This window comes from Paraburkholderia ginsengiterrae, from assembly GCF_001645125.1.
Lineage (GTDB): Bacteria > Pseudomonadota > Gammaproteobacteria > Burkholderiales > Burkholderiaceae > Paraburkholderia > Paraburkholderia ginsengiterrae.
This window is the reverse complement of sequence record NZ_LXKA01000147.1, coordinates 1-495: the sequence shown is the minus strand read 5'-3', so window position 1 is coordinate 495 and position 495 is coordinate 1. Positions and strand designations below refer to the sequence as shown.

The 495-nt window shown below is 47.9% G+C and carries 1 protein-coding gene; it reads right to left on the bottom strand.

Annotation, left to right across the window (positions count from 1 at the left end):
- Positions 1-208: 208 nt before the first annotated feature.
- Positions 209-495, bottom strand: a 287-nt coding sequence (locus A6V37_RS41305; protein ID WP_208607865.1) for a hypothetical protein, incomplete at its 5' end; no start/stop codon positions are given.

The window sequence follows — 495 nt, the reverse complement described above, 5'->3', positions numbered from 1 at the left end:
CATGAAGATGCCGATTTTCTTCTGGACGTTTCTTTTCACCTCGTTCCTTCTTATCGCCTTTTTTCCGGTTCTTTCTTTCGCGATCTTCCTGCTGCTGTTCTTTCTCCACTTCGTCTCTTCGTTCTTCTCCTCTTCAGGCTGCTTCTTCCCGGTCATTTTCCTGCCCTGTCTCTTTTACACTTCTTTCCCTGCCGACGTTCTTCTATTTTTATTTTTTCGTGTTCTTTTTTTCATTTTCATTTTTTTCTTCTTTTTTTTCTTTCCTCTTCTCTTTTTTTTTTCCTCCTCCTTCCCCCCCCCTCTTCTCCCCCCCTTCTCTCCTCTCCCCCTTCCCCTCTTTCTCCTCTCCCCCCCTTCTCCTCCTCTCCCTTCCCTTCTTCTTTCCTCCCTTCTCTTCCTCTCTTTCTTCTTTCCTCTCTTCCCTTTCTTTTTCCCCCTGTCTCCTTTTTTCTCTCCTCCCTTCTCCCCTTCCCCCCCCCCCCCCCTCTCCCTCTC